Here is a 1,744-nt window from a genome sequence, read left to right on the forward strand (position 1 = left end):
GCCGCGCCGAGGGTGCTCTCGGCGGCGTCGGCCGGGATCGCCGTCGCCAGTGCTGTGATCAGGCCGAGGGCGCCTAACGCGCCGGTGATCAGTGCCCGGCGGCGCGCGCCGCGCGGCCGCCGGGCGGTCGGTGGGGACATGGCGTTGACACGCATGGTTCGAGCCTCCAAAGGCGAATCATGGGAAAGGATCGTGCGGGGCGCGACCCGTGCGCCGGTGGGGACGCACACCACAGGCGCCGGGACGGTAGTCCGTGTGCTGGACACCGCCGATCCGATAGGGGGGACCACCTCGGGCACTCAGTGTGAGAATGGCGGCCGAAAATTGTCAAGGACGCAGTGAAAATTTCCGGCTCCGCCCGTGCCGTTCGTCTCGATTGAGCAGGTGCAACGTGCATCTTGGTGCCCGGAAAGTTTCGTCAGCTCCTGTCGTGGGGAGGCGGATGAAAGTTTCATGGCGACGCTCTCGCCGGCACTCTCGATAATTCAAGGTGAGCGGGCTCGGCGGTCGCCTCCTCCGGTCGCCGCGCGCCACGGCGCTCTTGACAGCGCCGTTCCGGCTCGTATTTGCTCCCTCCGTCCCTTCCATCGGCCCGGAAGAGCTCGACCGGTCAGCGCTTTTGTTAGCGCTAACAGACGAGAGGTGGATGCATGAGACCAGGCGAATCGCGCAGGAGAAGGCGCGCGGGCCTCGGAGCCGCGCTGGCGGCTGTGATCACGGTGGCGGCCACCACGTTGGCCATGTTCCTCACCACTGCTCCGGGAGCGTCGGCGGCGGCCTTGACCGAAGTGACGAACTTCGGGAGCAATCCCGGCGGACTGCGGATGTACCTCTACGTCCCCGACAGGGTGGCGGCCAGGCCGGGCGTCCTGGTGGCGATGCACGGCTGCAACGGCTGGGCTCCGGGCTTCCACCAGGGCACCGAGTTCGCCTCGCTGGCCGACCGGTACGGCTTCATCGTCATCTATCCGCAGGCGAACAAGACCGCCAACGGCCTGTCGAACTGCTTCGACGTGTGGTCGAACGAGGCCCTGCGGCACGGCGGAGGCAGTGACCCGGTGTCGATCGTCTCCATGACGAACTACGTGCTGCAACGCTACGGCGGTGACCCGCAGCGGGTGTTCGCGACCGGTTTCTCCTCCGGGGCGATGGAGACCAACAACCTGCTCGCCACCTACCCCGACGTGTTCAAGGCGGGAGCGCCGTTCTCGGGTGTCCCCTACGGCTGCCTCGGGCCGGCCGGATGCGGGGACAAGACGCCGCAGCAGTGGGGTGACCTGGTCAGGAACGCCTATCCCGGCTACACCGGGCCCCGGCCTCGCGTGATGGCCTGGCACGGCACCGCCGACTCCGTCCTGCCGTACACGATGTTGCAGGAGGAGGTCGACCAGTGGACCAACGTCCACGGACTGGGCCAGACCCCCGCCTCCACCGACAGTCCGCAGTCCGGCTGGACGCGGCGGGTGTTCGGTTCCGGGCAGGTCGAGGCGTACACCGTCGCCGGCGCCGGTCACGACCTGCCCCACCCGGGGATGGCGGCGTACGCCATTCGCTTCTTCGGCCTGGACGGCGGGTCGTCCACCACGACGCCGACTCCACCACCCGCAGGTCAGATCAGGGGAGTGGCCTCCGGCCGCTGCGTGGACGTGCCCAACGCCGCCACCACCGACGGCACCGCCGTGCAACTGTGGGACTGCAACGGCCGCACCAACCAGCAATGGACCCAGACCTCCGCCGGAGAGCT

The 1,744-nt window shown here is 68.6% G+C and carries 1 protein-coding gene; it reads left to right on the forward strand.

The annotated features are described in order from the left end of the window. Positions 1-650: 650 nt before the first annotated feature. Positions 651-1,744: PHB depolymerase family esterase (locus AB0J97_RS51570; protein ID WP_364104812.1), on the forward strand; the 1,094-nt coding region annotated here is incomplete at its 3' end.

It is taken from the genome of Nonomuraea sp. NPDC049607, assembly GCF_040675375.1.
Lineage (GTDB): Bacteria > Actinomycetota > Actinomycetes > Streptosporangiales > Streptosporangiaceae > Nonomuraea.